Raw genomic sequence first — 8,254 nt, 5'->3', positions numbered from 1 at the left:
CGCCGAGCTCGAGGCGATCGCCGGCGCACGCATCGTCAGCACCGAGGAGGTGGCGTGGGACGCCCAGGCGGGCGCGGTGCGCGCGCGACGCCGGCGCCTGCTCGACGCGCTGGTGCTGGAGGAGGCGCCGCTCGCCGATGCCGATCCGGCGCTGGTCGCACGCGGGCTCTGCGCGGGCCTGCGCAGCCGCGGCCTCGACGCCCTGCCCTGGACGCCGGCGGCGCGCAACCTGCAGGCGCGCGCGGTGCTGATGGCCACGCTCGAGCCCGGCTGGCCCGACCTCGCCGACGCCGCCCTCGCCGCCACCCTCGAGGACTGGCTCGCGCCGCATCTCGCCGGGCTCTGCAGCCTCGCCGAACTCGGCCGTCTCGATCTCGTCGCGATCCTGCGCGGCGTGCTCGGGCCGCAACGCGCCGCGGCACTCGACGCCGCGCTGCCGAGCCACCTCGCGCTGCCGCAGGGCCGCGCCGCGATCGACTACGCGCGCGATCCGCCGACGCTCGCCGCGCGCGCCCAGGCGCTGTTCGGGCTGGCCGAAACGCCGCGCCTGGCCGGCGGGCGGGTGAGGCTGCAGATCGAGCTCCTCTCCCCGGCCGGACGGCCGATCGCGGTGACGGGCGATCTCGCGGCGTTCTGGCGCGGCGGCTGGGCGGAGGTGCGCAAGGCGATGCGGGGGCGCTATCCCAGGCATGCCTGGCCTGAGGATCCTATGGCCGGTCCCGCCAGAGCCACGCGCCCATGACCAGCGCGGGCAGCGCGAAGACCAACCAGGCCGCGGCATAGCCCGCGGCGACCGCGAGCAGGCCGAAGAGCGGCGGCAGCACGATCTGGCCGATCTGGGCGAAGAACAGCACCCCCCCGGTGACGGGCCCGGCGCGTCCCTGCGGCGCGAGGCGCGCCACCTCCGCCAGCATCAGCCCGTGGAAGGCCATCACGGTCGCGGAATTGAGCACGACCGCGGCGAGCGCCAGCGCATCCGAGGCGGAGGCGGGCAGCAGCGCCAGCGCGGCGAAGGCGGCGGCCGTGCCGAAGCCGATCCCGGCGAGCAGGCGCCTGGGGGCGACGTAGCGCCCGCCGAGCCAGCCCCAGAGGATGCGTCCCGGGATCGCCACCAGTGTGCCGATGCTGAACAGCCCGCCCGCCGCCGCGAGGCTGCGGCCCTGCGTCTCGACCAGGAACACGACGACGAAGCTCGTGTGCACGAACTGCAGCCCGACATAGCACATCGCCATCGCGGTGATGCCGCCGATGCCGGGGCTCCAGGCGGAGCGGATGGTCTCGCCGATCGCGGCGAGCCCGAGCGGCGCGGTCGGGTCGCGGTCGGTGTCGAAGCGCGCGCGCCAGGGCTCGAGCGCGACCGCCAGCACGAGGCAGAGCAGCGCGCAGAGCGCGAGCGAACCGCGCCAGCCGGCGAGCGCGGCGAAGGCGGGGGCGAGCGCGCCCGTCATCGCCACGCCGAGCGGCACGCCGGTCTGCTTGATGCTGAAGTAGAGCGGCTGGCGCGGCCGCGGCACCACCCGGGCCAGCACATGCGACGAGGCGGGGGTGGAGATGGTCGAGCCGAACCCGACCAGCAGCCCGCCGAGCGCGATGGCCACCACGCCGAACGGCGCGCCCATCGCCACCCCGGCGCCGGCGATCGCGAGCGAGACCTGGCTGACGCGGAAGCCGCCGTAGCGGCGCAGGAACCCGCCGACCCCGACCGTGCCCGCCATGGCCGCGGCGGCGGCGAGCGCGGTGTAGCTGCCGGCATGCGAGGGATCGATGCCGAGTTCCGCCCCGATCGGCGGCGCCAGCACCGGCACGACCCCGCGCGTGAAGGTCGCGAAGGCCTGCTGCACCAGCATGGCCAGCGTGGCGGTGAGGGCGAGCGACACGGAGAAGGCCCCGGTGGCGACGACGGACCGCCAACCCTAGAGCCGGTTCCGGCCTGTAGGAACCGGCTCCGGGGTCTCCTGGCGCGCATCTTCACCCGATCGGGATCCACGCTGGCCAGCCCCCGCGCGGCGGCAACCCCGGGCAGGCCGATGCCGCCATCATGCCGGCGCGGCGGCGGTCTATACTGGCGGCGGCGGCGCCGTGCCGCCGGTTGCCTCGTTCGGAGCCGCCGCATGCGCATCCTGCTGGTCGAGGACGACAAGGACGTCGCCCGCTTCGTCGCCAAGGGACTGAAGGAGAGCGGTCATGTGATCGACCAGGCCGACAACGGCCGCGATGGCCTGTTCCTCGCCGCCTCCGAGAACTACGACCTGATCGTGCTCGACCGGATGCTGCCGGGCGGGATGGACGGGCTCAGGCTGCTCGAGACGCTGCGGGCGACCGGCTCGAAGGTGCCGGTGCTGTTCCTCTCCGCGCTCGCCCAGGTGGATGACCGGGTGAAGGGGCTGAAGGCCGGCGGCGACGACTACCTGACCAAGCCCTTCGCCTTCACCGAACTGCTCGCGCGCATCGAGGCGCTGGGCCGGCGGGGACGCGGCGAGGGCCCGGTGACGCGGCTCGCGGTCGCCGATCTCGAGATGGACCTGCTGTCGCGCACCGTGAAGCGCGCGGGGCGCACGATCGAGCTGCAGCCGCGCGAGTTCCGCCTGCTCGAGTTCCTGCTGCGCAACGCCGGCCAGGTGGTGACGCGCACCATGCTGCTCGAGGCGGTGTGGGATTATCATTTCGACCCTCAGACGAACGTGATCGACGTGCATGTCTCGCGGCTGCGCCAGAAGATCGATCGCGGATTCGCCTTCCCGCTGATCCACACCGTGCGCAACGCAGGCTACATGGTCCGCGCCGAGCCGTGAGCGAGCCGGCCGCACAGCAGGCGGACAGGCCGCTCCTGCGCCTGGTGCGTTCGATCGGCTTCCGCATCGCCGCGCTGCACGCGGTGCTGCTGATCGCGGCGGCCGCCGCGCTCGGCGGCTTCTTCTGGTGGAACACGGCCGGCTACCTGAACCGCCAGGTCGACCAGTCGCTGCGCAACGACGTCGCGCTGATGAGCGCCCGCTTCGACGAGGGCGGGATCGATGCGCTGGCGCGCACCATCGAGCAGCGCCTGGCCGAGGACGCGGACGACGAGCAGGTCTACCTGCTGATCGGCCCGGACGGGCGCCGGATCGCCGGCAATCTCGATTCCTGGCCCGCACGCGCGCCGACGGACGCGCAGTGGCTCGAGGTGCCGATCCTGCACGAAGGGACGCCCTCCGTCGGCCGCGTCTACGTGATGGATCTCGGCGGCAGCCACAGCCTGCTGATCGGCCGTGACGTCGCCAGCCGGCTGCGCCTGCGCGATCTCGTCGGCGATGCGGTGATGTACGGTTCGGCGCTCGCCGTGCTGCTCGCCGGGCTGGGCGGGGTGGTGGTGCAGCGCGTCCTGCAGCGGCGCATCGACCAGGTCGCGATCACCGCCGCTGCGATCGGGCAGGGCGATCTCTCGCACCGCGTGCCGCTCTCCGGCACCGATGACGAGTTCGATGCGCTCGCGCGCACCTTCAACTCGATGCTCGACCGCATCGGCGCGCTGATGGACGGGGTCCGGCAGGTGTCGAACGCGATCGCGCACGACCTGCGCACGCCGATCGCGCGCACGCGCGCGCGGCTCGAGGAGTCGCTGCGCGGCGCGACCGATGCCGCGGGGCTGAGGACGGCGATGGAGCGCGGCATCGGCGAACTCGACGGCATCATCGCGGTGTTCCAGGCCATCCTGCGCATCGCCGAGATCGAGGCGGGCGCGCGCCGTTCGGCCTTCGCCGCCTTCGACCTCTCGGCGGTGCTCGAGGACGCGGCGGAGCTCTACGGGGCGGTCGCCGAGGAGAAGGGCGTGAGGCTCGAGGCCGCCCCGGCGCCCGGCCTTGCGATGGTGGGCGACCGGGATCTCGTCCTGCAGGCGGTCGCGAACCTGCTGGACAACGCGATCAAGTTCACCCCGCCCGGCGGCGAGGTCGCCCTGCACGCGGCGCGCCGCGAGGACGCGGTGGAGATCGTGGTGCGCGACACCGGCCCCGGGATTCCGGAAGCCGAACGTCCGCTCGTGACCGAGCGCTTCTACCGCTCGGAGGCGAGCCGCGGCACCCCCGGTTCGGGACTCGGCCTCACCCTGGTCGAGGCGGTGGCGCATCTGCACGGCGGCACGCTGCGCTTCGAGAGCGCCGCGCCCGACCGCCCCGGGCTCGGCGCCGTGCTCCGCCTCGCGCTCGGCGAGGCGGGGCTGGCGATGCGCGGGGCGGAGGCCGGACGCCGGCGCGCGGCCCGGATCGCGCGCGCCGCAGGGCAGGGACGCGCGACGGTCGGGGCGGTGACCGACGGCCCGGCATCGGGTTGAGGCGGATGCCGTCGAGATCGCGCGGCGTCATGCCGGGCCGCCGCGCGCGAAACCGGAGGGAGATCCCCGGCCGGCAGGGGATCGCCGCTTGTCGGCCTGGGATCATACCCGGAGCACAAGGGTTTGACCTTTGTGCGGAGGGTATGGCGCGCGGGGCTCAAGGGGCGGCCGCGCGCACAACCAAGGCCTGATGCCCGGCCGGCAAAGGTCGAACCTTTGTCGGCCGGGTCTCAGTCCTTGCCGTCCTCCCCGGCGGCGCCGCTGTTGAGCTGGATGTAGTTCTGGATGCCGATGCGCGCGATCAGGTCGAACTGCGTCTCGATGAAGTCGATGTGGTGCTCCTCGTCGCGCAGGATCTCGGAGAGCAGGTCGCGCGAGGGGAAATCGCGCACGCTCTCGCAGTAGGGGATGGCCTCGCGCAGATCAGCCATCGCCTTCTCCTCGATCGTCTTGTCGCATTTCAGGATCTCCTCGACGGTCTCGCCGATCAGCACCTTGTTCAGGCGCTGCACGTTCGGGATCCCCTCGAGGAACAGGATGCGCTCGATCAGCTTGTCGGCGTGCCGCATCTCCTCGATGCTCTCGCCGTATTCCAGCTTGCCGAGCTTGGTCACGCCCCAGTTGTCGAGCATGCGCGCATGCAGGAAGTACTGGTTGATCGCGGTGAGCTCGTTCGTCAGCACCGTGTTCAGGTACTCGATGACTTTCGGGTCGCCCTTCATCGCACGCTCCGTCCATGCCTTGGGTCGCCCGCCGATGAGACGACGGAGCCTGCCGCGCCGTCAAGGAAACCGGCGCGGATTCAACGCGTTGCGAATGCGAGTGAGGCGCAGCCGGCGCTATTCCTTGGCCGGCGCCAGCATGGCCGGCGGGACGGCATGGCCGCGCGGGCGGGCGTGATGGTCGGCGACGATGGCACGGATCATCTGCCCGCACTGGCCGCAGTCGGGACGGCAGCCGCAACGGTCCCACACCCCCTTGCAGCAGGTCGCGCCCCGTTCGGCGGCGTTGCGGATGGCGCGGTCGGTGAGACCGTTGCAGAGGCAGACGAGCATCATTCGGGTTGTAGCGCGGGCCGGCGCCATTTGCAACTGGTTCTCATTTGCGATTGGGGAGCGATCCCGGCGCGGCGCTCCCGCGCCCCCCTCCGCCGGATCGAGCGGCCGGCGTCGGCGCCGACGCCGGCCGCCCGCGTCAGGCCGCCACCGGCTCCTTGGCCTCGGCCTTCTCCTCCGGCGCATCCGCCTCGTAGCCCGGCGGCGGACGGAAGCCGCGGACCGCCTTCTCCATCAGGGTGGCGAGATGGATCGCGGTGCGGTCCTGGTACGGCCCGGCGATGATCTGCACGCCGAGCGGCAGCCCGCCCTTCGCGAGCCCGATCGGCGCGACCGACGCCGGCAGGTAGCAGAGGCCCGAGATCCCGGCCCAGAAGAGCTGGGTGGTGGTGGGCTGCGGCGCGCCGTTGACCATGATGACGCGATCATGCCGCTCGCCCGCGTGGTCGTGCGGGAAGGCGGTGCCGGCGGCGACCGGGCAGAGCAGCACGTCCCACTCCTTGAAGAACGCCGCCCAGGCCTGGCGCAGGCGGTGGCGCGTCTCGTTGAGCTGCAGCCAGACCCGGTGTGGCAGGGTATTGCCGCGCGCCATCAGGGCGACGTAGTCGGTCGCGTCCTCGCCGCGCCGCGCCGCCTCCTCGGTCCAGCGCGCGACCTGCTCGGGCGAGAGCCGCGCCGAGGTGGCCGCACGCAGCAGCAGGATGTAGGTCTTCCAGAGCTCGGCCATGTCGATCTCGGGCCGTGCGGCGAGATCGACCTTCGCCCCCTCCTTCTTCAGCGGCCGGGCGAGTGCCTCGATCTTGGCCGCGTATTCCTCGTCCACCGGCGCGACCGGATCGGTCGCCATGATGGCGATCTTCATGCCCTTGATGCCGGGCAGGCGCGGCCTGGGCAGGCTGAGCTTCCAGCCTGCGGCATCGATCTCGTCGGGCCCGGCGATCACGTCGAGCGCCACCATCAGGTCGGCGCCGCCGCGCGCGAGCGGGCCGATCACCGAGATGTCGGACGGCGCGATCGTGCCGAGCGACTGGCCGCGCGGCGGGCAGACGCCGAAGCTCGGCTTGTGGCCGTAGACGCCGCAGTAATGCGCGGGGTTGCGGATCGAGGAACCGATGTCGGAGCCGAGCTCGAGCCCGGTCAGGCCCGCGGCGAGCGCCGCCGCCGAGCCGCCCGAGGAGCCGCCCGGCGTGCGGGTCGGGTCCCAGGGGTTGTTGGTCGTGCCGTAGACCGCATTGTAGGATTGCCAGTCGGCCAGCATCAGCGGGACGTTGGTCTTGCCGAAGATCACCGCGCCGGCCGCGCGCAGGCGGCCGACCGCGACCGCGTCCTCCTTGGCGATGTTGTCCTTGTAGGCCGGATCGCCCCAGGTGGTGGGCAGACCCTGGACGTTGAAGCTCTCCTTCACCGTCATCGGCACGCCGTGCAGCGGCCCCGCGATGTCGCCGCGCGCGAGCCGGCGATCGAGCAGGGCCGCGTCCTTGCGCGCGCGCTCCACGTCCTGCACGACGATCGCATTCAGCGCCGGGTTGTAGGCCTCGACCCGCTTCAGGTAGAGCTCGAGCAGCTCGACGCTGCTGATCTTCTTCTGGCGGATCATGGCGGCGAGCTTCGTCGCCGACGCGAAGGCGATGTCGTTCATGCGGAGATCTCCCTGAGGCGGCCGGGCACAATCGGCCCCGCGCGCCGGTTCGGCAAGCCCGGTCGGCGCATGTGGACCTTGCGCGGGGCGGGAGACTGGTTCCCGCCCCACGCTTCGCCGCTACTTCGTCCGCGTCAGCCTGGCCGGACCGCCGACCAGACGCTTGCCCTCGCGGGCGAGCACGACGGACTCGTTGTTGAGGGTGACGACGACGCGGCCGTCGCGCTCCTCGGTATAGGTGCCGGCGATGGTGTGGCCGAGCGGGCTCTTCACGAACACGCGCGTGCGGTCCACGAACTCGAAGGCGACGCCCTCGCCCTCGTAGATGCGCCCGCGCAGGCTGCCCGACTCGGCGCGGTTGAGCCGGGTGACGAGCTCGGCCCGCCGCGCCGTCGCCGCCTCCTCGAAGCGGGGGGCGAAGGACGCGGCCGAGCTCGGCCAGAGCCCGATCGCGTCCAGCATCTGCCGGTCGATCGCGTCGAGCGACTCCTCGCTCACCGGCAGGGCGGCGAGTTCGCGCTGGAACCGGCCGAACAGCCCGTCCGCGACCGCCATGCGCCGTGCCGCCGCGGCCGCCGTCACCGCGTTCTGCTGCTCGGGCGTCAGCAGCGCCAGGAGCCGCCGGTCGGTCATCCGGTCGAGCCTGGCGAAGCCGGTCTCGTCGGCCGGCACGCGGCCGATCTCCGCGATCAGCGTGGCGGAGATCTCCTCGCGGATCGCCGCCCGGCGGGACGCGATCGCGGCGTCGATCGCACGCGACTGCTCGGCCTCGAACAGGCCCGGCGGACGGGCGGCGAGCCGGTCGAGCATCGCGAGGCCCTGCGGATCGGCCGGCATCGCCGCGATCTCGCGTTCCAGTCCGCGCGCGACCTCCGCGCCGATCGCGCGGCGCCGCTCGGCGATGCTGGCGCTGAGCGCGGCGAGGCGCTCGGGTCCGAGTTCGCCCTCGCGCTGGCGCAGCGTGCCCGCCATCCGGTCGAGCATCTGCATGCCCTGCACCGTGGCCGGCACGTCGGCGATCTCGCGCCCGATCCCTTCGGCGATCTCGTCGCCGGCGCGGTCGCGCCGTTCTGCGATCGCGCGCTCGACCGCGGCGAACGCCATATCGCCCAGCACGGCGCGGTTGCCATGTGCGGTGGCGCTGAACCGCCCGAGCAGGGCGGCGGTCTGCGGCGAGGACGGCACCGCCGCGATCTCGGCCGCGAGCGCGCGCGCAACACCGGCGCGCAGGGCCTCGAGCCGCCCCGAGAG

8 protein-coding genes are annotated in these 8,254 nt (G+C 73.0%); 3 read left to right on the top strand and 5 right to left on the bottom strand.

What is annotated here, in order from left to right; genetic code table 11:
* On the top strand, positions 1–742 hold a 742-nt coding region (locus FK498_RS15420), incomplete at its 5' end, for an ATP-dependent helicase C-terminal domain-containing protein (RefSeq protein ID WP_304598719.1).
* Here the strand turns inward: FK498_RS15420 and FK498_RS15415 are convergent.
* Positions 708–1,877 (bottom strand): MFS transporter, encoded by a 1,170-nt coding sequence (locus FK498_RS15415; protein ID WP_141856079.1) that lies wholly within the window; start codon positions 1,875–1,877, stop codon positions 708–710. The genes FK498_RS15420 and FK498_RS15415 overlap by 35 nt on opposite strands.
* Before the next feature lie 234 nt (positions 1,878–2,111).
* Here FK498_RS15415 and FK498_RS15410 point away from each other — a divergent pair, with 234 nt between their 5' ends.
* Positions 2,112–2,792 carry a response regulator transcription factor gene (locus FK498_RS15410; protein ID WP_141856077.1) on the top strand — a complete coding sequence of 227 codons (681 nt, stop codon included), beginning with the start codon at positions 2,112–2,114 and terminating at the stop codon, positions 2,790–2,792.
* Positions 2,789–4,309: a HAMP domain-containing sensor histidine kinase gene (locus tag FK498_RS15405; protein WP_141856074.1), complete on the top strand. Its 1,521-nt coding sequence runs from the start codon at positions 2,789–2,791 to the stop codon at positions 4,307–4,309. Before FK498_RS15410 ends, FK498_RS15405 begins: the two co-directional genes overlap by 4 nt.
* A gap of 230 nt (positions 4,310–4,539) precedes the next feature.
* On the opposite strand, the gene bfr is transcribed toward FK498_RS15405, so the two are convergent.
* The 4 genes from bfr to FK498_RS19395 all read right to left on the bottom strand — a co-directional run.
* On the bottom strand, positions 4,540–5,031 hold the full coding sequence (gene bfr, locus FK498_RS15400; RefSeq protein ID WP_141856072.1) for a bacterioferritin: 492 nt from the start codon (positions 5,029–5,031) through the stop codon (positions 4,540–4,542).
* A 117-nt stretch (positions 5,032–5,148) separates the two neighbouring features.
* Positions 5,149–5,367 (bottom strand): bacterioferritin-associated ferredoxin, encoded by a 219-nt coding sequence (locus tag FK498_RS19400; RefSeq protein WP_161988442.1) that lies wholly within the window; start codon positions 5,365–5,367, stop codon positions 5,149–5,151.
* A 136-nt stretch (positions 5,368–5,503) separates the two neighbouring features.
* Positions 5,504–7,003, bottom strand: a complete 1,500-nt coding sequence (locus tag FK498_RS15390; RefSeq protein ID WP_141856068.1) for an amidase — start codon at positions 7,001–7,003, stop codon at positions 5,504–5,506.
* Between the two features lie 120 nt (positions 7,004–7,123).
* A partial coding sequence (locus FK498_RS19395; protein ID WP_202614876.1) for a hypothetical protein occupies positions 7,124–8,254 on the bottom strand: 1,131 nt, incomplete at its 5' end.

The sequence above is a fragment of the Elioraea sp. Yellowstone genome (assembly GCF_006704265.1).
Lineage (GTDB): Bacteria > Pseudomonadota > Alphaproteobacteria > Acetobacterales > Acetobacteraceae > Elioraea.
The sequence above is the reverse complement of the archived record's forward strand: the minus strand, read 5'-3'. Positions and strand labels throughout refer to the sequence as shown.